At 64.6% G+C, this 22,376-nt stretch carries 23 protein-coding genes; 7 read left to right on the top strand and 16 right to left on the bottom strand.

The window, feature by feature from the left end:
* Positions 1-43: 43 nt before the first annotated feature.
* The 6 genes from ftsH to folD all read left to right on the top strand — a co-directional run bounded on the left by ftsH (position 44) and on the right by folD (position 6,781).
* On the top strand, positions 44-1,960 hold the full coding sequence (ftsH, locus tag JI664_RS20800; RefSeq protein WP_207015703.1) for an ATP-dependent zinc metalloprotease FtsH: 1,917 nt from the start codon (positions 44-46) through the stop codon (positions 1,958-1,960).
* A gap of 94 nt (positions 1,961-2,054) precedes the next feature.
* Positions 2,055-2,654, top strand: a complete 600-nt coding sequence (locus JI664_RS20795) for an MOSC domain-containing protein (RefSeq protein ID WP_207015702.1) — start codon at positions 2,055-2,057, stop codon at positions 2,652-2,654.
* Positions 2,655-2,781: 127 nt separating this feature from the next.
* Positions 2,782-4,458, top strand: coding sequence for a formate--tetrahydrofolate ligase (locus JI664_RS20790; protein WP_207015701.1), 1,677 nt, complete (start codon positions 2,782-2,784; stop codon positions 4,456-4,458).
* A gap of 227 nt (positions 4,459-4,685) precedes the next feature.
* Complete coding sequence (locus JI664_RS20785; protein ID WP_207015700.1) at positions 4,686-5,567, top strand: bifunctional 5,10-methylenetetrahydrofolate dehydrogenase/5,10-methenyltetrahydrofolate cyclohydrolase; 882 nt, start codon at positions 4,686-4,688, stop codon at positions 5,565-5,567.
* Positions 5,568-5,570: 3 nt separating this feature from the next.
* Positions 5,571-5,882, top strand: a complete 312-nt coding sequence (locus tag JI664_RS20780) for a chorismate mutase (protein ID WP_207015699.1) — start codon at positions 5,571-5,573, stop codon at positions 5,880-5,882.
* Positions 5,879-6,781: a bifunctional methylenetetrahydrofolate dehydrogenase/methenyltetrahydrofolate cyclohydrolase FolD gene (gene folD / locus JI664_RS20775; RefSeq protein WP_207015698.1), complete on the top strand. Its 903-nt coding sequence runs from the start codon at positions 5,879-5,881 to the stop codon at positions 6,779-6,781. The genes JI664_RS20780 and folD overlap by 4 nt, the downstream gene beginning before the upstream one ends.
* 35 nt (positions 6,782-6,816) lie before the next feature.
* On the opposite strand, the gene JI664_RS20770 is transcribed toward folD, so the two are convergent.
* The 13 genes from JI664_RS20770 to JI664_RS20710 form a co-directional block, all read right to left on the bottom strand.
* The gene (locus JI664_RS20770; protein WP_207015697.1) at positions 6,817-7,242 is read right to left on the bottom strand and encodes a PaaI family thioesterase; all 426 of its coding nucleotides are present in this window, start codon (positions 7,240-7,242) and stop codon (positions 6,817-6,819) included.
* 72 nt (positions 7,243-7,314) lie between these two features.
* The gene (locus JI664_RS20765; protein ID WP_207015696.1) at positions 7,315-8,634 is read right to left on the bottom strand and encodes an ATPase; all 1,320 of its coding nucleotides are present in this window, start codon (positions 8,632-8,634) and stop codon (positions 7,315-7,317) included.
* A 22-nt stretch (positions 8,635-8,656) separates the two neighbouring features.
* On the bottom strand, positions 8,657-9,151 hold the full coding sequence (locus JI664_RS20760) for an A24 family peptidase (RefSeq protein WP_414707754.1): 495 nt from the start codon (positions 9,149-9,151) through the stop codon (positions 8,657-8,659).
* Positions 9,152-9,162: 11 nt separating this feature from the next.
* Positions 9,163-10,005, bottom strand: a complete 843-nt coding sequence (locus tag JI664_RS20755) for a tetratricopeptide repeat protein (protein ID WP_207015694.1) — start codon at positions 10,003-10,005, stop codon at positions 9,163-9,165.
* Between the two features lie 24 nt (positions 10,006-10,029).
* Entirely contained in the window at positions 10,030-10,578 is a 549-nt protein-coding gene (locus JI664_RS20750) for a tetratricopeptide repeat protein (protein ID WP_207015693.1), read from the bottom strand.
* Positions 10,575-11,573, bottom strand: coding sequence for a type II secretion system F family protein (locus JI664_RS20745; protein ID WP_207015749.1), 999 nt, complete (start codon positions 11,571-11,573; stop codon positions 10,575-10,577). The genes JI664_RS20750 and JI664_RS20745 overlap by 4 nt, the downstream gene beginning before the upstream one ends.
* A gap of 3 nt (positions 11,574-11,576) precedes the next feature.
* Entirely contained in the window at positions 11,577-12,545 is a 969-nt protein-coding gene (locus JI664_RS20740; RefSeq protein WP_207015692.1) for a type II secretion system F family protein, read from the bottom strand.
* Positions 12,546-12,560: 15 nt separating this feature from the next.
* Entirely contained in the window at positions 12,561-14,048 is a 1,488-nt protein-coding gene (locus tag JI664_RS20735; protein ID WP_286174215.1) for a CpaF family protein, read from the bottom strand.
* Positions 14,049-14,058: 10 nt separating this feature from the next.
* Entirely contained in the window at positions 14,059-15,297 is a 1,239-nt protein-coding gene (locus JI664_RS20730) for an AAA family ATPase (RefSeq protein ID WP_207015691.1), read from the bottom strand.
* A gap of 239 nt (positions 15,298-15,536) precedes the next feature.
* Positions 15,537-16,175 carry an OmpA family protein gene (locus JI664_RS20725; RefSeq protein ID WP_211201757.1) on the bottom strand — a complete coding sequence of 213 codons (639 nt, stop codon included), beginning with the start codon at positions 16,173-16,175 and terminating at the stop codon, positions 15,537-15,539.
* 3 nt (positions 16,176-16,178) lie between these two features.
* The gene (locus JI664_RS20720) at positions 16,179-17,585 is read right to left on the bottom strand and encodes a type II and III secretion system protein family protein (protein ID WP_207015690.1); all 1,407 of its coding nucleotides are present in this window, start codon (positions 17,583-17,585) and stop codon (positions 16,179-16,181) included.
* 247 nt (positions 17,586-17,832) lie between these two features.
* Positions 17,833-18,669, bottom strand: coding sequence for a Flp pilus assembly protein CpaB (gene cpaB / locus JI664_RS20715; protein ID WP_207015689.1), 837 nt, complete (start codon positions 18,667-18,669; stop codon positions 17,833-17,835).
* A 267-nt stretch (positions 18,670-18,936) separates the two neighbouring features.
* On the bottom strand, positions 18,937-19,149 hold the full coding sequence (locus tag JI664_RS20710; RefSeq protein WP_207015688.1) for a Flp family type IVb pilin: 213 nt from the start codon (positions 19,147-19,149) through the stop codon (positions 18,937-18,939).
* Between the two features lie 454 nt (positions 19,150-19,603).
* Here JI664_RS20710 and JI664_RS20705 point away from each other — a divergent pair, with 454 nt between their 5' ends.
* Positions 19,604-20,494, top strand: coding sequence for a lytic transglycosylase domain-containing protein (locus JI664_RS20705; RefSeq protein WP_207015687.1), 891 nt, complete (start codon positions 19,604-19,606; stop codon positions 20,492-20,494).
* A 25-nt stretch (positions 20,495-20,519) separates the two neighbouring features.
* On the opposite strand, the gene JI664_RS20700 is transcribed toward JI664_RS20705, so the two are convergent.
* From JI664_RS20700 to JI664_RS20690, 3 genes are read right to left on the bottom strand one after another with little or no spacing between them, the layout of a single operon-like run.
* A complete protein-coding gene (locus tag JI664_RS20700) occupies positions 20,520-20,846 on the bottom strand; it encodes an ArsC/Spx/MgsR family protein (RefSeq protein ID WP_207015686.1) in 327 nt (108 codons plus the stop codon).
* Positions 20,837-21,889, bottom strand: a complete 1,053-nt coding sequence (locus JI664_RS20695) for a quinone-dependent dihydroorotate dehydrogenase (protein WP_207015685.1) — start codon at positions 21,887-21,889, stop codon at positions 20,837-20,839. The genes JI664_RS20700 and JI664_RS20695 overlap by 10 nt, the downstream gene beginning before the upstream one ends.
* Positions 21,889-22,227 carry a DUF952 domain-containing protein gene (locus tag JI664_RS20690; RefSeq protein ID WP_207015684.1) on the bottom strand — a complete coding sequence of 113 codons (339 nt, stop codon included), beginning with the start codon at positions 22,225-22,227 and terminating at the stop codon, positions 21,889-21,891. Before JI664_RS20690 ends, JI664_RS20695 begins: the two co-directional genes overlap by 1 nt.
* Between the last annotated feature and the right edge of the window lie 149 nt (positions 22,228-22,376).

Here is a 22,376-nt window from a genome sequence, read left to right as displayed (position 1 = left end):
ATGCCCATCTGGCCCCTAGGGCCGTCGTTTTTGGGAGAGCCCCGTGGGCAACGCGCGCAATTTCGCCTTCTGGATCGTGCTGTTCTTCCTGATGATCGTTCTGTTCACGTTGTTCAACAACGGGTCCACGACGAGCAGCGGGCGGAGCATCGGCTATTCGGATTTCCTGCAAAGGGTCGAGGCCGGTGACGTGAGCCGGGTCGTGATCGACGGCGAGACGCTGCGCGTGACCGACCGTTCGGGCACCGCCTATACGACCATTCGCCCCTCGGGCGAGAACCCGACCGAACGGCTTCTGGAATCCGACGTCGCCGTCGAGGCGCGCCCGCAAGAGCGGTCGGGCCTGATGTCGGCGCTGTCGGTCTGGCTGCCCTTCCTGCTGCTGATCGGCGTGTGGATATTCTTCATGAACCGCATGCAGGGCGGTGGCCGCGGTGGCGCGATGGGCTTTGGCAAGTCCAAGGCCAAGCTGCTGACCGAAAAGCATGGCCGCGTGACCTTCGACGATGTCGCGGGCATTGATGAAGCCAAGGAAGAGCTTGAAGAGATCGTCGAATTCCTGCGCAACCCGCAGAAATTCAGCCGTCTCGGCGGCAAGATCCCGAAAGGCGCGCTGCTGGTGGGCCCTCCGGGGACCGGTAAGACGCTGCTGGCGCGCGCGATTGCGGGCGAGGCGGGCGTGCCGTTCTTCACCATCTCGGGCTCGGACTTCGTCGAGATGTTCGTGGGTGTCGGCGCCAGCCGTGTGCGCGACATGTTCGAGCAGGCCAAGAAAAACGCGCCCTGCATCGTGTTCATCGACGAGATCGACGCCGTGGGCCGGTCGCGCGGCGTGGGCTATGGCGGCGGCAATGACGAGCGCGAGCAGACGCTGAACCAGCTTCTGGTCGAGATGGACGGTTTCGAGGCCAATGAAGGCATCATCATCGTCGCCGCGACCAACCGCCCCGACGTTCTTGACCCCGCGCTGCTGCGTCCCGGTCGTTTCGACCGTCAGGTGCAGGTGCCCAATCCCGACATCAAGGGCCGCGAGCGGATTCTGGGCGTCCATGCCCGCAAGGTGCCTCTGGGGCCGAACGTGGATCTGCGCATCATCGCGCGGGGCACGCCGGGCTTCTCGGGTGCGGATCTGGCCAACCTCGTGAACGAGGCGGCGCTGATGGCCGCGCGCAAGAACCGCCGCTTTGTCACGATGCAGGACTTCGAGGATGCCAAAGACAAGGTGATGATGGGGGCCGAGCGACGGTCCATGGTCATGACCGAGGACGAAAAGAAGCTCACCGCGTATCACGAAGCCGGCCACGCGGTCGTCGGCCTGCACGTCCCGCAGCACGATCCGATCCACAAGGCGACGATCATCCCGCGCGGTCGCGCACTGGGTCTGGTGCTGTCGCTGCCCGAGCGCGATCAGCTGAGCGTGACCTACACCAAGTACAAGTCGAAGATCGCCATGGCGATGGGCGGCAAGGTGGCTGAGGAGCTGATCTTCGGCAAGGAAAACGTGACCTCGGGCGCGTCGTCGGACATCCAGCAGGTGACCAAGATCGCCCGCGCGATGGTGACGCAGTTCGGCTTCTCGGAAGAGCTGGGCCATATCGACTATGCCAATGAGCAGCAATCCTATCTGGGGAACTACTCGGGCGGGTCGAATGCCAGCCAGGAAACCCAGAAGAAGATCGACCAGGAAGTCCGCAAGATCGTCGACGAGGGCTACCAGACCGCCAAGCGCATTCTGACCGAGAATGCCGACGAGCTGGAAAACCTCGCGCAGGGTCTGCTGGAATACGAGACGCTGACCGGTTCGGAAATCACCCGCGTGATGCGCGGCGAGGGTCCGGGCCGCGACGAGGACGATTCGGCGAATTCAGGCGGTGGTTTGCCGTCGGTCGCGTCGATCCCGAAAACGCGTCCGCGTCCGCGCGGCGATGATGGCGGGATGGAGCCCAATCCGAGCGCCTGACGCCATGACGGATCGCTGATCCGCCCTTGCATTCAGCCCGGCACCGCGCGACGGTGCCGGGCTTTTTCATGTGTGAAGGAAAAGGAAAGTCGCCATGCCCGCGCTCGCCAAGACCCGTTACGAGGCCGAAATCGTCTGGCTGGGCATCGTGCCCGACCGCGATGCCGCGCTGGAATCGCAGCCGCTCGAGCGGATGGAGCTGACCTTTGACGGCCCGGCGGGCGAAACCCATGGCGGGATGACGCGCCCGTCCTGCTCGCGCGTGCTGGGGCTTTATCCGCGCAACACGCCCATTCGCAACGCGCGGCAATTGTCGATCCTGTCGGTCGAAGAGCTTGACCGGATCGCCGCCGAAATGGGGCTGGAATCGCTGGACCCGGCTCTGGTCGGCGCGACGATGGTGATTCGCGGCATTCCCGATTTCACCCATGTCCCGCCATCGTCGCGGCTGCTGGCGGAATCGGGCGCCTCGGTCACGGTGGATATGGAAAACCGCCCCTGTACCTTGCCCGCGCGCCCGATAGAGACCGCGCATCCCGGTTTCGGCAAGGCGTTCAAGGCCGCAGCCAAGGACCGGCGCGGCGTGACCGCCTGGGTCGAGGCCGAGGGCGCGGTCGCTCTGGGCGACCGGCTGCGGCTTTTCGTGCCCGATCAGCCGGTCTGGGCGGAACGGGAAACGACGACCACCGAGTGATACGCGACTTTCCGATCGGAAACGCCACGAGACGGAAAACGGCACCGACAGGTCGTAATAGGCATGTATACATTCTCGCCCTGCCGCTAAGTCTGGCGCAGGCCATGCAAGTGCAGGGAGGGCTTCCATGTCATTCAAGACTGATATCGAGATCGCGCGCGAGGCGCAGAAAAAGCCGATCATGGAGATCGGCGAGAAACTGGGCATTCCGGCGACGGATCTGCTGCCCTATGGCCACGACAAGGCCAAGGTCAGCCAGGATTTCATCACCTCGCTGGCGGATCGTCCCGACGGCAAGCTGATCCTCGTGACCGCGATCAACCCGACCCCGGCGGGCGAAGGCAAGACCACGACCACGGTCGGTCTGGGCGACGGTCTGAACCGCATCGGCAAGAAAGCCGTGATTTGTATCCGCGAAGCCTCGCTCGGCCCGAACTTCGGCATGAAGGGCGGCGCTGCGGGCGGTGGCTATGCTCAGGTCGTGCCGATGGAGGAAATGAACCTCCACTTCACCGGCGATTTCCACGCGATCACCTCGGCGCATAACCTGCTGTCGGCGATGATCGACAACCACATCTACTGGGGCAATTCGCTGCAGATCGACGAGCGTCGCGTTGTCTGGCGCCGCGTCATGGACATGAACGACCGCGCGCTGCGTGACACCGTGACCAGCCTCGGCGGCGTGGCCAACGGCTTCCCGCGTCAGACCGGCTTCGACATCACCGTGGCGTCGGAAGTCATGGCGATCCTGTGCCTGTCCAAGGATCTGGCCGACCTGCAGAAGCGTCTGGGCGACATCGTCGTGGCCTATACCCGCGAGCGCACGCCGATCTATTGCCGCGACATCAAGGCCGATGGCGCGATGACCGTCCTGCTCAAGGACGCGATGCAGCCCAACCTCGTACAGACGCTGGAAAACAATCCGGCCTTCGTGCATGGCGGCCCGTTCGCCAACATCGCGCATGGCTGCAACTCGGTCATTGCCACCAAGACCGCGCTGAAACTGGGCGACTACGTCGTCACAGAAGCCGGTTTCGGGGCCGATCTGGGCGCCGAGAAATTCTTCGACATCAAGTGCCGCAAAGCCGGTCTGACGCCCGCTGCGTCGGTTCTGGTCGCCACGGTGCGTGCGATGAAGATGAATGGCGGCGTGGCCAAGGCCGATCTGGGCGCTGAGAATGTCGACGCGGTCAAGAAAGGCTGCCCGAACCTGGGTCGCCACATCTCGAACGTGAAGAGCTTCGGCGTGCCGGTGGTCGTGGCGATCAACCACTTCCACAGCGATACCGATGCCGAGATCGAAGCGGTGAAGGCCTATGTCGCCGAGCAGGGCGCGGAAGCGATCGTCTGCAAGCACTGGGCGCATGGCTCGGCCGGGATCGAAGAGCTGGCGCACAAGGTCGTGTCGATGGCGGAATCGGGCACCTCGAACTTCTCGCCGATCTATCCCGACGAGATGAGCCTGTTCGAGAAGATCGAAACCGTCGCCAAGCGCATCTACCACGCCGACGAGGTGATCGCCGACAAGTCGATCCGCGCGCAGCTCAAAGCGTGGGAAGACGCCGGCTACGGTCACTTCCCGGTCTGCATGGCGAAGACGCAGTATTCGTTCTCGACCGATCCCAACCTGCGCGGCGCGCCCACGGGCCATTCGGTCCCGGTTCGGGAAGTGCGCCTGTCGGCGGGGGCTGGCTTCATCGTGGTGATCTGCGGTGAGATCATGACCATGCCCGGTCTGCCCCGCACCCCGGCTGCCGAGACGATCCGCATCAACGACACGGGCTTCGTCGAAGGCCTGTTCTGATGGCACGGGCCGGCAGGGGATCCCCCTTGCCGGCCCGCTTTCCCGCTTTCGCGGGGCCGTTATTCACCGCCCGGTCCCCGCGGACCGGTATCGGTTATCACGGCGGTAAGGCCGTCGCGCTTATTCAGGGTCGGGGTATCGCAAAGCCGCTGCGGCCCTGACCGTCGGCTGGCCCCGGTGCCGCCGCGATCCGAAACACGACGTCCTCAGCGATCAGGAGTAGATCCATGCGAGCCGCGATCATCGATGGAAAAGGCATCGCCGCGCAGATGCGCGCCGATAATGTCACCGAAGCCAGGGAACTGGCCGAGCAGGGCTGGCAGCCCCGGCTGGTGTCGATCTCGGTCGGCGATACCGCCGCTGCCGAGCTTTACGTCCGCAACCAGCAGAAGACAGCGGAATCCTCGGGCGTCGAATTCGAGGCGCGCAATTATCCCGAAACGATCTCGATGGAGCAGCTGGTGGGCGTGCTGCACGGGCTAAACGCCGATCCGCGCGTCAACGGGATCATCATCCAGCGCCCGCTACCCGCGCATATCCCTGTGAAAACGCTGCAAAAGGCCGTGCATCCGCTCAAGGATGTCGAGGGCATGCACCCGTCCTCCATCGGCAACATCGTCTATAACGATCTGGCGCTGGGGCCCTGTACCGCCGTCGCGGCGGTCGAGATCCTGAAGACCCTGCCGCTGAAGCTGGAAGGGCTGGACGTCACGGTGATCGGTCATAGCGAGATCGTCGGCAAGCCCATCGCCTTCCTGCTGATGGGGCTGGGTGCGACCGTGACGGTGTGTCACCACATGACCCGCTCGGTGGCGATGCATAGCCGCGCCGCGGATGCGGTCTTCGTGGCGGTCGGCAAGCCCGGGCTGGTGACGGGCGACATGCTCAAACCCGGGGCGGCGCTGATCGATATCGGCATCAACCGGGTTGATGGCAAAACGGTCGGCGATGCCGATTTCGACAGCTGCGCCGAAGTGGCGGGCTGGATCACGCCGGTGCCCGGCGGCGTCGGCCCGGTGACGGTGGCCACGCTGATGAAGAACGCGGTGCTGGCGACGCGGTTGCAGATGGCGCATTACCGCGCCGCTTTCGCCAATACCGAGGCCTGAGCCATGCGCCCGGCGCCGGACGACGTTCACAGCATGGCCGAGCTGCGCGGTTGCATCGATGCTATTGACGATGCGCTGCTGACGCTTCTGGCCGAGCGCTCGGCCTATACGGACCGGGCCCCGGCGCTGAAGGCGCGCGAGGGCATCTCGGCGGCGGCTCCCGGGCGGGTCGCGCAGGTTCTGGCGCATGTGCGCACCAAGGCCGAGGCAAGGGGAATCGACGCCGACATGGTGGAAGCCATGTGGCGGACAATGATCGAGACGGTGATCGCCCGGGAAGAGCGGGTGATCGGCAAGCAAGGGAGAGACGGATGAGCGCAACCATCATCGACGGCAAGGCCTTCGCGGCCAAGGTCCGCGAACAGGTCGCGGGCCATGTGCAGCGGCTCAAGGATGAAAACGGCCTGATCCCCGGTCTGGCCGTGGTGCTGGTGGGCGAGGACCCGGCAAGCCAGGTCTACGTGAAATCGAAGGGCAAGCAGACCACCGAGGTCGGCATGAACTCGTTCGAGCACAAGCTGCCCGCCGACACGCCCGAGGCCGATCTGCTGGCGCTGATCGACCATCTGAACAAGGATGCGACGGTTCACGGGATCCTCGTGCAGCTTCCGTTGCCGGGACATCTGAACAGCGATCTGGTGATCAATTCGATCGACCCGGCCAAGGATGTCGACGGCTTCCATATCTCGAATGTGGGCCTGCTGGGCACCGGGCAGAAGTCGATGGTTCCCTGCACGCCTCTGGGCTGCCTGATGATGCTGCGCGACCACCTGGGCAGCCTGTCGGGGCTCAACGCGGTCGTCGTCGGGCGTTCGAACATCGTGGGCAAGCCGATGGCGCAGCTTCTTCTGGGCGACAGCTGCACAGTGACCATCGCGCATAGCCGCACCAAGGATCTGGGCGCGGTCTGCCGGCAGGCCGATATCCTCGTCGCCGCCGTGGGCCGTCCCGAGATGATCCCGGGCGACTGGGTCAAGCCGGGGGCGACGGTGATCGATGTGGGCATCAACCGCATCGACGCGCCCGAAAAGGGCGAGGGCAAGACCCGGCTGGTGGGCGACGTGCATTTCGAAAGCGCGGCCGCAGTTGCCGGGGCGATTACCCCGGTGCCGGGCGGCGTGGGCCCGATGACCATCGCCTGCCTCTTGGCCAACACGCTGACGGCGGCCTGCCGCGCGAACGGTCTGGCCGAGCCTCAGGGCCTGACAGCCTGAGTTCCGAAAGGCGCGGCTTCGGTCGCGCCTTTCCTTTAGCGCTGCGCCACGGGGATCATCGTGCCCTGCAGCAGCGCCACGGACTTTCGCGTCTCGCCCTGCAGCGCAAAGACCTCGGCGGTGACGACGGTCAGCCGCTTGCCCGCGCGCATCACCTGTCCCACGGCTTCCAGCGCGTCGCCCAGAGCGGGTGAGAGCAGGTTGATCTTCATCTCGACCGTCATCACGTCGGTCTCTTCCCCCATCACCGACAGGGCCGCGTAACCCGCCGCCGTATCGCCCAGCGTGAAGGCCAGCCCCGCATGGGCGGCGCCGTGCTGTTGCTTGAGGTGGTCGACAATCGGCGCTCGGATCACGCAGCGGCCCGGCGCGATGGACACAAGCTGCGCGTCCAGGGTCTGCATCATCGTTTGCCGCGCGAAGCTGTCGCGCACGCGGGTTTCCAGGGTGATGTCGGTCATGCAGGCTCCTCCCGCGCTCAGCAAAGCTGGAAAGGCGGGCGCTGCCCAGCAGATCGTCGCGTCACGAACGGATCAGCGGATGATGTCGGAATCCTTGACGAACATGTTGGACCACGCGCGATCAATCAGCTCGGGCGACATGTGATAGGGTTTCCCCTCGTAGTCGCAGATGGCGATGATCTGGTCGATCAGGAAGACGGGCTGATAGTTCGAGTAGACGTTGTCGATTGTCGGATACTTGTTTTGCAACAGGTGGATCAGCGCGTCTTCGTTCAGCGGCACCCGGCGCTTGCGGGCCACCAGCGCGAAGATCTTCAGGAAATCGGCCTGCGTCGGGCCGTCGATCTTGATCTTGAAAAAGATCCGCCGCAGCGCTGCCTGATCGAAGATCGTGTTCGGGTGGAAGTTGGTCGAGAAGATCACCAGCGTGTCGAAGGGCACGATGAATTTCTCGCCCGAGGTCAGCGCAAGGATGTCGTAATTCATCTCGAGCGGGACGATCCAGCGGTTCACCAGCGCCTGCGGCGGTTCTTCCTGACGGCCGAGATCGTCGACGATGAACACCCCGCCCATCGCCTTGAACTGCAAGGGCGCCTGATAGGTGCGGGCGACGGGATTGTATTTCAGTTCAAGCATGTCGAGCCGAAGCTCGCCGCCGGTGATGACGGTGGGACGCTCGCACAGGACGTAGCGCGGATCGTGGCGCGCGCCCTGCACGCGCAGCTGGCTGCCCTGCGGCTTGGGCGTTTCGATGCGGCGGTGGATGATCGGGTCGTAGACCGAGATCACCTGCCCGGAATGCACCACTGCCATCGGCACGAAGACATGATCCCCCAGCGCATCGCGGATCCCGTTCGAGATCGAGGATTTACCGTTGCCCGGCGGGCCGTACATCAGGATCGACCGGCCCGACGTCACGGCAGGGCCCAGATCGGCCAGCAGCGTGTCGGGAAGGATCAGGTCGCCCATCGCGGCGGTGAGCTGTTGGCGGGTGATCTTGACCTTGCGGATCGACTGACGCCGAACCTGATCGCCATAGGCTTCCAGCGGCACCGGCATCGCGCCATAGTATTCCGAGATCGCCAGCGCCTGCTGCGCGCGCTGACGGCCCGCATCGGTCAGCTGATAGCCCATCTCGTTCGACTCTGAGGTGGCGCTCATCGTGCCCATGGCTTCGATCAGACGCTCGCCGCGTGCCTTGTCGATAAGCTGCTGGACCTGTGCAAAGGACAAGCAGACGATGCGCGCGATATCCGAGACATGGCTCAGCGACATGCGGAACATCGTCTTCAGAAGGATGTCGCGCATCAGTGTATCGGGCAGGCCGGTATCGGCCAGCGTCGCGGGGGGCGGCGGCGGAAGGATGCGGGAATCGGGCGCCTGCTCGTTCATTGCCGGACCTCAGCGGGAAGCATCAGCTTCCATAGATACTCGCCAAAGCGAGATAAAAGATTAACGACGGACCGAGGGCCAGCCCGAAAGGAAATTCCTTGCGCTGCCAGCTCTGCCAGTCGGGTGTCGCGCGGCGGATGAAGGGCAGGGCGCGCATGGCCCGGTGTACCACGAAAGCCGCCAGCGACACCGCGCACAGAAGGACAAGGAACAGCCGCAGATCGCCCACGGCGACGAAGGGCGCCATGGCCGCGGCGAATTTCGCGTCGCCCGCGCCGAAGCCGCCTGTCAGGCTGATGACGAAACCGATCACCAGCACGACGACGAAATGCACCAGCGACCAGCCCCAGACGGGCAGCGGCAGGGTGATCAGCCCCACCACCAGATACACCGCCAGCAGGGCCAGCACGGCCATGTTGGGGATCCGCATCGCCTTGAGGTCAGTCCAGGCCACGTAAAGCGCCACAGGGGTCGCGAAAATCAGAAGCCACAGTGCGGCATGGGCCGATTGGGTCATCATGGCCGGGCCTATTGCAGAGCGGCGAGGGCGTTGGCGGCTGCCTCGAAATGCTGCGGATGGGTGGCGATGGCGTCTTGCATCAGTGCGCGCCCGATCGACACGTCGCCCTGACGGATCGCGGCCAGCGCCATCGTGTGAAGAAGCTCGGCCCGTTCGACCTGCGTCATCTGGATCAGTGGCAATTCGTAATTGCGCTGCGCCGCGCGGGCGAGGACAAGGTTGTTCTTGGCGTGGAACAGGCTGCCGTCATGCTGCAGCGCTTCCAGAAACAGCCGTTCGGCGCCACGCGCATCGCCACGCGTCAGCTTGGAATAGCCCCAGTTGTTGAGCGTGCTGGCGGGGGTGGGCGTCAGGCCCACGGCGATTTCATAGAAACTGTCGGCGCGGTCCCATTGCTCGCGGCTGTCGGCGACCATGGCTTCGAGCCGATAGCGCGAATAGGTCTCGTGCGTGGGCGGGATCGAGTTCAGCGTGGCCTCGGCCTGCGGCCAGTTATTCGAGCGGATATAGGCCTCGGCCAGATCGACGCGGTCGTCCAGCGTGGCCTCGGGATGAGCGAGGACTTCTTGCCAGACCGGGATCGAGGCCTCGGCATCGCCCGCGCGCATCATCGAGCGGGCCAGCCCGCGACGAAAGATCACGCGGTCGGGATATTGCTGGGACTGGGCGGTGAAATACTGGACGGCTTCGCGCGGGTCGGACACGGCGAGCATCATCTCGGCCATGTTTTCCTGATCGATCGACTGGACGCTGTCGATGGCGCGTGCCGTCTGCGCCCGCATCGATTCGCCACAGCCCGCCAGCAGGGCAAGCCCCACCAGGCACATCGGTGCCATCCACACCTTGCGCATGCTCTGTCCTTTACTGCTCGACGCTCAGTGTGAGGCGAGAAGAAGGAACCGTCCGTCGCCGCGCCGCACCAAAGCGAAATTATCGTTGTTTTCGTCAGTATAGCCCGAATCCTCGAGATTTGCGAGCGCAAGGCGCAGGTTCTCCCGGATTTCTTCGGAGCGCCCGGAGTCGAGCGCAAAGGCGGTGCGGAACAGATGCGCGGCCTGTCCCCAGTCGCGGTTCTCGACCATGACGACGCCGAGATTGTTGATGGCGGGGACGAATTCGGGGTCGAATTCGATGGCCCGGCGCAGCATCTGTTCGGCCTGTCCCAGCCGCCCCAGCCGCAGATTGGCCGAGCCGATGGCGGACAGCGCGTCGATCGTCGGCCCCTGTTCGGCGATCGAGCGATAATAGGCGCGCAGCGCAAGCTCGTATTCGCCCGCATCCATCAGCCGGTGGCCCACCAGCAAGCCGTCCACGTCTTCGGCCGCGCTGACAGCGCGGCCGGGCAGACCGTCGGGCGAAAAATCGCCGCTGGATTGGCAGCCCGACACCGCGATAAGCAGCGCCAGGCAGAAAAGTCGCGTCATAGACTGAAGTCAGCCGTGCTCAACATCGTAATGACCCCGTAAACCGACGGACCGACCAGAATGATCAGGAGCGGCGGCACGGTGAACATCATTGTGCCCAGTGTCAGCTTGGTCGGCAAGACATTCGCCTTCTCTTCGGCCAGCATCACGCGCTTGTCACGCATTTCGCTGGCATAGACCCGCAGCGCTTCGGCGACCGAGGTGCCGTAGGTGGCCGACTGGATCAGCACCGTGACGAAGGATTTGATATCGGCATTGCCGCAGCGGACACCCATGTCGCGCAGCACTTCCAGCCGGTCCTTGCCGGCCTTGGTCTCGTGCGAGACGGTGTCGAATTCTTCGGCCAGCGCCGGATAGCCCGCACGCAGTTCCTTGGCCACGCGGGCGATGGACTGGTCCATGGATTGCCCGGCCTCGGTGCAGATCAGCAGCATGTCGAGCGCATCGGGAAAGCCGCTCTGGATCTGGTCCTGCCGTTCGGCGTGGCGCTTGTTGACCCAGTAGATCGGGAAGTAATAGCCCAGCAGCGTCGGCACCAGCACCGGCAGCGCGGTGGCGAGGACCGAGGCCTCTTCGGCGGGCGGGAAGAGCAGGATATAGCCAAGACCGATCATCAGCCCGCCCAGCCCGAGGATGAACTTGGCCGCGTGGAAATCGCGCACCGCGTTCTTGCCCAGATAGCCGGCCTGAATCATCTTGAGCTTGGCCTCGCCCATCTGGGCTTCGTCGGTCGGCTCGAGGAAATTCTTGAACTTGTCCAAACGCTTGTTCAGCGCGTTTTCGTCAGCGGCGGTGCGGCGGTTCAGGCTGGTGCGCTCATGACTGTGGTATTCGTTGCGCGATTGCTGGCGCAGCTTTTCCAGCGGATCGGGCTTTTCCCCGCCACGCCCCATCAGCATCATCAACACAAGCGTTACGCCGACCGCCAGCATCAGCGCGATCAGCACCGGCGGCGACATCAGGTTCTCAAGCAGGTCGGGACTCAGCACGCGGATACCTCAGACTTTGATATTGACCATCTTGCGCATGTACAGAACGTTGATCACCAGAAACGCACCGACCACCAGCGCGGTGGGAATGAAATAGGGCGTTTCCTTCACCTCGTCGTAGTAATCCGGCTTGATCACGCTGATCACGATCATTGCGACGATCGGGAAGGCCGACAGGAACATGCCGGACCATTTCGCCTCGGCGGTGATGGCGCGGACGCGCCGGAACAACTTGAAACGCGCGCGCACGACCTTCGAAAGACCATCGAGGATTTCAGCAAGATTGCCGCCCGATTGCGCCTGAATCGTCACCGACACAGCGAGAAAGCGCAGATCCTGCATATCCATCCGCTCGGCGAAGGCCATCAGCGCCTCGCCGATATCGCGGCCATAAGCGGCCTCGTCGGCGATGAGGCCCAGCTCGCTGCCGAGCGGATCGGGGATCTCGCGCGCGGCGGCCGAGAGGGCGTGGATGAAGGGATGACCCACGCGCAGGCCGCGCACGATTAGGTCGATCGCGTCGGGCAGTTGCTCTTCGATCATGCCAAAGCGTTTCTTGGCCTTGTTCGACACCCAGAACCAGACGCCGCCGACGCCCATCACCGACGCCACGCCCGCGCGCACGCCGACCGGGGCCTGCGTGAAAAGGCTCAGCGCCATGAAGCCGAACGCGGCGACCAGCACCATCACAAGCATCAGCATCACCGGCGAGAAGGCAATCTGCGCTTTCTCCGCCTTTTCGGCGAGCAGCGAATAGAAGGGGATCGACGTCGATTTCGAGTGTTGCGTCGCCTCCTTGCGCAGACGTTCCATCGTCTCGGCCCGGTCGGAGGATTTGTCGAGCATGTCGAGACGACGGTTCATCCGGCTGCCCAGCCGGATAGAGCGGCCGAAAACGACCAGATACAGCGCTTCGACCAGCAAAAGGATGCCGCCGAAAATCGCGATATAGATCATCAGGGTCGGGGAAATGGACATGGCGGGACCCTGTTCTTACACGACGTCGTACAGGCTGGACGGCAGGTTATAGCCCCAGCGGCGGAAGCGATCCGAATAATGCGAGCGGATGCCCGAGCCGGTGAAATGGCCAAGGATCTTGCCGTTGGGTTCAAGCCCGGTGCGCTCGAACCGGAAGACTTCCTGCATGGTGATGATGTCACCCTCCATGCCCGTCACTTCGGTGATCGAGACCATCCGCCGCGAGCCGTCCTGCAGGCGCGAGGCCTGCACGATCAGGTTTACGGCGCTGGCGATCTGGCTGCGTACCGCGCGCAACGGCATCTCGATGCCGGACATGGCGATCATGTTCTCAAGCCGCGAGACGGCGTCGCGCGCCGAGTTGGCGTGGATCGTGGTCATCGAGCCGTCATGACCCGTATTCATCGCCTGCAGCATGTCGATGACCTCTTCGCCGCGGGTTTCCCCCACGATGATCCGGTCCGGGCGCATCCTGAGCGCGTTGCGCAGACAGTCGCGCTGGGTGACCGCGCCCTTGCCCTCGACATTGGGCGGGCGGCTTTCCATCCGGCCGACATGGACCTGCTGCAGCTGCAATTCGGCGGTGTCTTCGATCGTCAGGATCCGTTCGGAATTGTCGATAAAGGACGACAGTGCGTTCAGCGTGGTCGTCTTGCCCGACCCCGTACCGCCCGAGACGATGACATTGAGCCGGGTGGCGACGGCGGCTTCGAGATACATCGCCATCTCTTCCGAGAAGGCGCCGAAACCCACCAGATCGTTGATCCCGAGCTTCTCTTTCTTGAATTTCCGGATCGAGACCAGAGAGCCGTCGACCGCGACCGGCGGCACCATCGCGTTGAAGCGCGAGCCATCGGCAAGGCGGGCGTCGACATAGGGGTTCGATTCGTCCACACGCCGGCCCACCGCCGAGACGATCTTGTCGATGATCCGCAGCAGGTGGCGTTCGTCCTTGAAGGTGACGTCGCTGAGTTCGAGCTTGCCGTTGCGTTCGACAAAGACCCGGTTGGGGCCATTGACGAGAATATCGTTGACCGTGTCGTCCTTGAGCAGCGGCTCCAGCGGGCCGAGGCCGCGCACCTCGAAATAGAGGTCCTGATTCAGCGTCAGACGCTCTTCGCTGGTCAGGGCGAAGTTGATCTCGCTCAGCGCTTCGGCCGAGATCGAGGCGATTTCGGCGCGCAGTTCGGCCTCGGACGCGGTGTCGAGCGCGGCGAGGTTCAGGTTGTCCAGCAGCCGCGTATGCAGCTCGGATTTCACTTCGAGGATGCGCTGCTTGCGGCGGCGATCCTTGTCGTTGGCGGCGGGCTGGGCGCTGATCCCGGCGGGCTTGGGCGTGGCCTTGAAGCTGCGTTGCGGCGGGGCCGCCGGGCGCGGCTGCGGCGTCAGCGTGGGCTGGGCCGAGGGCGAGACCGAGGCGATTTCATGCACCGGGACCGCGCGCGAATCGCGCTTGGGTGTGTCGCTGGCCGGAGGCGTGTCTTTGCGATAGCGGGAAAACATGGACATCTCCTCAGGCCGCCGCACGGCTATGGTCGTGCGTGGCTTCGGCGATAGCCTGCGCGACTTTTCGGATTTCTTTCAGCAGCGGATTCTTCGGCGCGATCTCGGCCAGCGGCAGGCCGTGGTCGTTGGCATGCGTGACCTGCGCGGTGCCGTCCGGCAGCGAGACTTCGAATTCGATATCAAGGCTTTCGGCCATCCGCTTGGCGCGCGCCTTGCCCGACAGGTCGGTAAATTTGGGCGCGCGGTTCAGTACGTAGCGCAGCTTCGACAGGGGCAGGTCTTCGGCCTTGAGTGCGCGGATCAGCCGCAGTGCGTTCTGGGCCGAGCGCATGTCGAGCTCCATCGTCGCGTAATAGCAATCGGCGTCGTTGAGCACGGTTTCGGTCCATTGCACGACGGTGCCGGGCATGTCGATGATGACCACGTCGAAATTCGCCCGCGCCATTGTGATCACGCGGTCGATGTCATCGGGCGTGATCAGATCCAGCGGCAGCATGTCGGCGGCGGCTGTCAGCACCTTCAGCCGGTCGTTGAAGGTCTGCAGCGTGTTCATGAAGAAATCGCGGTCCATCACGGCGGTGTTGGACAGCAACTCGTAGACCTTTTCGGTCCGGGCAAGGTCGAGATAGGTGGCGATCGACCCTGTCTGCAGGTCGAAATCCAGCAGGCAGACGCTGGGCGCCTCTTTCCCGGAATTCGCGATTTCCCACGCAAGGTTGACGGCAAAGGTCGTGGCGCCCGAGCCGCCCGAAAGCGGCTGCACGGCATAGACCGCGCCCATTTTCTGCGACGCGCTGGGCATCATCCGCGATTGCGCCGAGATATTCGACACCTCGGTCACCGGGGTGCGCAGGCGTTGGATCGCGTCATGAAGCGCGCCTTCGGGCAGCGGGTAGGGGACGAAATCGCTGGCCCCGAGGCGCAGCAGCCGGTGCAGCGTGATCGGCCCCAGCTCTTCGGCGATGACCAGCACCGCGATATCCAGCGTGTTGGCCCGTTGGATCAGCGCTTCGACCAGCGCCATGTTCGGCTCGTCGTCGTCATCCAGCGCGATGGCGATGAATTCCATCCCCCGCGCATCGGGTTGGTCTAGAAATTTCAACGCGTTGGGAAAGGACAGATCGCCCCAGCTTTCGCCCAGTTCAAGCTCCATATCCTCGATCAGCAGATCGAAGTTCTGCACGTCACGCGAGATCGTACAGGCCCGGATAGGGGCAAGTTGCTTGCTGGTGCTTGCGCTCGACATTTTTCTTATCCTCCGTCCCTGCATTTTGCAGGGCAATGGCACCTGAACCGTCCCGCCCGCGCCGCGCGGCCAAAGGGGCCGGACGGATGGGGAGACTTGCTCAACCTCGGTGACAATCTTGGCGATAATGGGGCTAAGAAAGCGTAATTGTCTGGCGCTTCATCACAAAGCAGACGCCCTGCCGAACAGGTCGGCAGGGCGTTGCGAGGTGTGCCGGACAGGGTAACCCGGCAGAGGTATCAGGGAACATCCGGGGCCCGGACGGCACTCTCAACGTATTCCCGGTGCACGACATGGGCATATTCGCCGTTCAGGATCCGGGGATGGTTTTGCACGAAGCCCGACACTTCGGTCACCGCCCTGCGGTTCTCGCGTTCGCGCACGGGCGTCGGGATCAGGGGCTGGGTTTCGCCGTTGGACACGACCGCCTGCACGCGGTGGCGGTTGATGCCAAGGCTCACCAGATAAGAGGCCACGGCACGCGCGCGGCGCAGTCCGAGGCCCTGATTGTAGCGCTCGGATCCGACAAGGTCGGTATGGCCGAAGACGCGGAAGGCCAGTTCGGGGAACTGCGCCATCCAGCTTGCCTGACGCATCAGCACGAAACGCGCGGCTTCGTCGAGCTGGGCGCTGTCGAACGCGAAATTCACCGTGTTGGGGACTTCGCGTGCGAAACGCTCGGCAAGGATCACCGCATAATCGAGCTGCCCGGTCTGGATCAGCAGGTTATGCGCGGTGGGGGTGCCGAAGGCGCCCTCATCGACGAAGGCGCCGACCTCGCCCGTCGTATCGCAGGCGGCCAGTGTGCCGCCGGCCAGGCCCAGCAGCATCGCGCGGCGCGAGATCATCAGGGGGGCTGTGGTGCGGGGCAGGGTCATCGCTTACTCCATCACATAGCCGTAGCCGCCGCGGAAATCCTGCCGCGCGACTTCGGAGGCGCCCGTGGTCCCGCCGGTCAGCTGACCGTTCAGGAACAGCTCGGATTCGTTGGGCAGGCGGACGCGATCGGTGGGCAGAAGCAGCGCCTCGCCGCGGGTCGGGCTGACCAGATGGGCGGTGACGAAGATCATCAGCTCGCTCTGCGAACGCTGGTAATCCGAGGACCGGAACAGCGCGCCCAGTACGGGGATGTCGCCCAGCCACGGAACTTGCCCGATCGAGCCCTGGAAATCGTCTTGCAGAAGGCCGGCGATGGCAAAACTTTCGCCGTCTCGCATCTCGACCGTGGTCGAGGTCTGGCGCACCCGGAAGGCGGGGACAGAAACGCCGCCCGTCGTGACCGAGTTCGAGCTGTCGAGGCTCGACACCATCGCATCGAGCGACAGATTGATCACGTCGCCATCGACCACGCGCGGGGTAAAGGTCAGCTCGACGCCGAAGGGTCGGTAATCGATGGTCACGCTGCCCGAGTCGCCGATCACCGGCACCGGAACCTCGCCACCGGCAAGGAAATGCGCTTCCTGCCCCGACAGGGCGGTCAGGCTGGGTTCCGACAGCGTCCGGGCAAGCCCGTTCGATTCCATCGCTTCCAGCATGACCTGAAACTGCACCGCGCCGATCGAGAAGCCGCCGGTGATGACGCCTTGGGATTCGGTGCTGTTTTCAATCGTGGGGATCGCCAGACCGGCAGTGCCGAGGGCTTCGGTGCCGAAGCGGCCGGTGCCGACCTGCGAGCGCCCATGGCTGGCCGACAGGCTGGCCGCAAGGCTCTGCGCGGCCGAGCGCTGCACTTCCGAGAAACGCACGCGCAGCATCACCTGCTGGGTGCCGCCGACGCTCATCAGGTTCGAGACCCGGCCGGGGGCATACCGCTCGGCCAGTTGCAGCGCTGCGTCCAGACGGGCGCCTGAGGAAACGATGCCCGACAGCACGATCCCGTCATTGGCGGTGCGGACTTCGATCTGCTCGCTGGGCAGGATCTGGCGCAGGCGTTCGCGGAACTCGGCCACATCGGGGGTGACCTGCACTTCGACATTGGCGATCAGCTCGCCATTTGCCCCGAGGATGGTCAGTGTGGTTCGTCCCGGTGCCTTGCCGAGCACGTAGATCGAGCGGTCCGACAGGGTCGAGATATCGGCGATGCCGGGATTGGCGATCGACAATTCAACGAAGGGGGTATCGGTTTCCACCACTACCGCGCGGTTCATCGCGACGGCCAGCGTATCCTGCGCCCGCCCCGAGGACACGCGCATCGTCTGCGCCCAGCCGGGAGTGGCGGGAAGGATGGCCTGCCCGAGGCCAACAATCGCCAGTGTCATCACCGACGCGATCGTCCGTTTCATGGTCATGTGATCCTGCCTCTCGATCACGATTTGTATCGGCCTCTGACGGGCGCTTTGTCTGAAGGATGCGGGAAACCGATTTTTTTTGCAAGATTCAAATGATTGCGGCGCGTCTTTCGCGTAGATCGACAAATCTGTGCCGAGGTCTGGCGTCGGAATACAGGCGCGCCCCCAGATATTGGGGGCGCGCCTGTTGCCCGAAAGACGCAATCGGGGATTGAAAGCGCTGGCGGAACCGCGTTCAGGGCCCTGCTCAGTTGGTGCAGGGGATCTCGATCATCACCACTTCCGAGCCCCGGCGCGTCCGCACGGTGCAGCGCTCGGGGGCCTGAAGCGCAGGCGCTTCTTCGATCCCCAGCAAGCTGCGGCCGTCGACCTGGATCTGCGTGGGGGTCGAGTCATCGTCGAGACCCACCAGCGACAGCGACAGCCGCCCGGTGGATTGACCTTGTGCCAGGGTGGCGACGGTTTCAGGCGTGGCCTCGACCGTGATCGAGCGGGGCACGCCCTGGAAATTGCGGTCCTGATCGGCGTTTTCGTCCAGCGCGATGATGCGGACGCCCGACGACAGCAGGCGCGTAACCTCGCCGTTTTCGGCGCCGCGACCGGTCCAGTAGATATCGACGGTGTTGGACGGGCGCAGTGTGCCGGAAATCCCGCTATTCTGGTCCACACGGATAGTGAAGGCGCGCAGGCCCGGCGTCAGGATCGCGGCGATACCGGCGGCCTGCCCGGGATCCGAGACCTTCAGATCCAGCAGCGGCTCCATCGGCTCCATTGCGCGCAGGGCGATACGGGGGCGGCTGGGATCGGGGATCAGCACGTTGATGTCCTGAAAGACGCCCTGCGGCACGGCGGCGGCGGGCCAGTCAACGACCTGAACCGCGTCCGGGCCGATCGGTTCGCCATAACGAAGTTGGCGCGTTGCGACGAGCACGGGCACGGTCTGGATCGACACCTGATCAGCCCCGCGTGCCTGAGCTGCGGCAATCGCGGCCTGTGTCTGGCTGACATAGTTCTGCGCCATGTAGACGCCGAAACCGGCAAGGCCGAGACCAATCCCGAGGATTCCGATCTGGAGGGCACGCATCGTTCGCTCCTGTACGCTTGACCCGAGAGCGCCTCAGCGCAACCGGGTATGAACACTAATAGGTTGTAACAATCGAATAGGGCGACAACGTGGCTCTTCCAGGCCGATCGGTGACAGCTTTGTGAAAATCACGCTGAGGTTGTGGTCGCAAAGATAGGGCCCGCCGTGTCGCCCGGCCGCCCTGTCCCCCGGCCCGATGGCCGATCCCGGATATGGAAGCGGCCACCCCGTGGGGTGGCCGCGTCATCAAAGGCGTGTCGCCCGCGCTTAGTTGCTGACGCCGAGCGTGCCGAGCGTCGCGACCGAGGCGCTGGTCAGCGAGTTCGAGATGTCGGTGCCGAGGCTGCCCACGCCGGTACGAACCGAGGTGATCACGGCCAGGCCGAGGCCGACGATGGCGGCGGTCAGCACGACCCAGTCGACGGTGACGGCGCCCGATTCATCGGCGGCGAAGGTTTTCAGTTTGGTCAGGAAGGTCATGTTAGTCTCTCCAGAGAACAAGGTACTATGAACGTCTTGCCTTGACCGAAACCGGATGGGGTTGGGATGTGTTACCGGCTTCGTTCTTGGCAGCTTCCTTATCGGTCCGGTTCGGGGCGTAATCGGGTGTCAATTCCGACGGAAACAAGGCAGGGCTCGCGTCATTTCGTGACTTGTCTCCGGTGGCGCGACGATGCTGTCTGGCGGGTCGGATAGGGCGCCAAACCGGAAACTGCGTTTGCCCGGCATGGGCACAGGTCGCCGGGAAAAAGGACGATTCGGGGGCGCGACTCGGGTGCCGGTTGGGTGAGACCTTGCCATTGCTTCCGGCCAAAGCCGCATTTGCCGTACAGAATGGCCGGGCCCTGGCCCTACGCGCCTGACGCGGGGCTTTTGCGACTCGCGGTTTTCTGGCAGGGTAGTGTCCATAACGGAAAAACAACAATCCGGGGCCATGCCGAGCAGCTTGCCCATCCGTCGCAGCCTTCTGGTGGCCGCCCTCTCTGGGCTGGCCTGTTTTGCGCTGTCCGCCCCGCTTCCCGCGATCGCTCAGGTCGCGCCGCAGGGCGATTTCACGTTTCGCAGGATCGGGGTCGCGCCGCAGGACGGGCGCAGCCGGATCGACGTGCAGGTCGATCCCGAGGAACAGGCGCGCCGCCTTGCCCCGCCCGACCCCGTGGCGCCGCTCGACAGTTCCGTCACGCGCGCGGCCCAGCCACTGCCCGCGCCGGGCGCGGACGGGGCGCGGTTCGGCTGGTTCTGGGACGCGGTCTCGCCCAATCTGGCGCAGGGACAGGGGCGGTTTCTGGCCGCGATGGAGGCCCTGCGCGATGCCCCCGACGACCGGCGCGTGCCGGAACCCGGCGTGCAGCACCTTCAGGATATCGCCGCCGCGCATAACGCCGCGATCCTGATGGCGACGGTCGGCACGCGGGTGTCGCCCGCGCTGGCGCTGGCGGTGATCTCGGTCGAAAGCGCGGGGCGGGTCGGCGCGGTCAGCCATGCGGGCGCGCAGGGGCTGATGCAACTGATCCCCGCCACCGCCGCGCGGTTCGGCGTCGCGGATGCCAACGATCCCGAACAGAATATCCGGGGCGGCGTGGCTTATCTGGACTGGCTTCTTGATGAGTTCGACGGCGACATCGTGCTGGCGCTGGCGGGCTACAATGCGGGCGAGGGCGCGGTGCGGCGCAATGGCGGCGTCCCGCCCTATGCCGAGACGCGCGATTACGTGCCGCGCGTGCTGGCAGCGTGGAACATCGCACGCGGACTTTGCGCGACGGTGCCGCAACTGCCGACGGATGCCTGCGTCTTTGCCGTGCGCGCGGTCAGAACGGCGGGCTGAGCCAGCAAGAGCCGTTCGTGGCAGGTCAGAGGATCTCGTCGATCTTTTCGGTCGGGCGTCCGATCACGGCGCGGTTGCCGTTGCGGATCACCGGGCGTTCGATCAGCGAGGAATCGGCGGCCATGGCGTTAATGATGACGCTTTCGACCTCGGTCTTCAGCGCCGCGCCTTCCTTGCGCAGAAGCTCGGTCGCGGGCAGGTCGAGCGCGCCCAGCATCTCGCGGATTTCATCGCGCGAGGGGCGGTCCTTCAGATAGAGCCGCACCTCGGGGGTGATGCCCTTGTCTTCCAGATAGGCCAGCGCCTGCCGCGATTTCGAGCAGCGCGGATTGTGCCAGATCTCTACAGCCATTCATCCCTCCCGGTGCCGACGGCGTCGCGTACATGGGCAAAGTTATCGCGTTCCAGAAGCGCGTCCAGCCCGTGCACGATCCGGGGCACCAGCGACATGCCACCATAAACGAGCGCCGAGTAAAGCTGCACGGCCGAGGCCCCGGCGCGAATCTTGGCATAGGCGTCGTCGGCCGAGGCGATCCCGCCCACGCCGATCAAGGGCACGCGCCCGTCCAGAAGCTGCGACAGGCGGGCCAGCACGCGGGTGGATTTTTCGAACAATGGCGCGCCGGAAAGCCCGCCTGCCTCGCCCCGATGCGCACTTTTCAGACCTTCGCGGTCCAGCGTGGTGTTCGTGGCGATTACCGCGTCCAGACCGCATTCGACCGCCACGCCGGCAATGTCGGACAATTCCTGATCGTTCAGATCCGGCGCGATCTTCAGGAAGACGGGGATCCGGCGCTCGAGCGTATCGCGGCGCGCGATGACACCGCGCAGAAGGCCCAGCAGGGCCTCGGCCCCCTGCAGGTCGCGCAGTTTCTCAGTATTGGGGGACGACACGTTGACGGTGGCGAAATCGACGAAGGGACCGCAGGTTTCCAGCACGCGCGCGAAATCCTCGGCCCGATCCGTGCTGTCCTTGTTGGCCCCCAGATTCAGCCCGACTACCGGCCCGGCGCGTCGCTGCGCGAGGCGCGCGGCGATGGCCTGCGCGCCCTCGTTGTTAAAGCCGAAACGGTTGATGACGGCGCGGTCTTCGGACAGCCGGAACAGGCGCGGGCGCGGATTGCCCGGTTGCCGGCGCGGCGTCGCCGCGCCGACCTCGACAAAGCCGAACCCCGCGCGGGCCAGCGGCGCCAGCGCCACGGCGTTCTTGTCGAACCCGGCGGCAAGGCCCACCGGGTTGGGCAGTTGCAGCCCGGCGATCTCGGTACGAAGCCGCGCCGAACTGATCTGACCGGGCAGCGGCACCAGCCCTGATCTGAGCGCCTTCAGGGCCAGTCCGTGCCCCTGTTCGGGGTCGATCCGGTGCATGGCCCACAGGCCCAGTTTCTCGATCATCAGACCACGCCTTCGGGAAAGATGTGACCGGCGGCGCCAAGCGGCAGGGATTTGTCCCATAGCACATCCTTGGTCGTCATGGCGCGGTAGAGATGCGGAAACAGCGCGCCGCCGCGCGACGGTTCCCATTTCAGCGCGTCGCCGAGCGTGTCGCTTTCCAGCGCCAGAAGCACGAGGTCGCTTTCCGACGCGAAGTGCTTGGCGGCGGTTTCGACCACCTGCGCGGAGGTCGACAGGTGAATATAGCCGTCCGCCAGATCGACGGGCGCGCCCGCCGTGTGGCCCGCGACGACGAAGGCATCCCATTCGGAGCGGCGGAAGATCTTGTAAATCAGCATGACCTGCTCATGCCGAAAGCGTGACGCCCGGTCAATGGGCAGGATTTCGCGCCGGGACGGTCCACCCGTCATGCCTGTGTCACCTGCCGTGGCGAAACCCTGCGGTGAGGCTTTGACTTCGTTCCTCAGCCGCGCAATCTTTGACCTAC

It is taken from the genome of Rhodobacter sp. NTK016B (assembly GCF_017303295.1).
Taxonomy (GTDB): Bacteria; Pseudomonadota; Alphaproteobacteria; order Rhodobacterales; family Rhodobacteraceae; genus Pararhodobacter.
Note: the sequence above shows the minus strand (reverse complement) of the source record. Positions and strands in the feature narration are given on the sequence as shown.